We start from the raw sequence: 277 nt of genomic DNA, 5'->3' as shown, positions 1-277 counted from the left end.
GGGTAATCTCCAGAAACCAAGGGCTCTAGTATCCATCCGAACACGAAGTCTAAGTATCTTTTAGCTGCTTCTATATCCACATCAGAGTTTGTCATAGGATAACTCCAAGAAGAGTAAACATTTATGCCAACACCTCCATTTTGTGCAGCTCGATATTTTTCTCTGTAAAGTCCGGTTGCTACTGCATGGGACAGTATCATGTTATGAGCTGCTATGTATGGTTCCACAGTTGAGTTTCCCGCTGTACAATTTGTTATTCCAAATGGGTCGGAGCAAC

General features: G+C 42.2%; 1 protein-coding gene. It reads right to left on the bottom strand.

Annotated features, from left to right (window positions below):
- Positions 1–227: family 1 glycosylhydrolase (locus ACZ3HH_RS29845; protein ID WP_465810161.1), on the bottom strand; the 227-nt coding region annotated here is incomplete at its 3' end.
- Positions 228–277: the final 50 nt, after the last annotated feature.

This window comes from Pseudomonas sp. PME37.24/025 (assembly GCF_055556615.1).
Note: the sequence above shows the minus strand (reverse complement) of the source record. Positions and strands in the feature narration are given on the sequence as shown.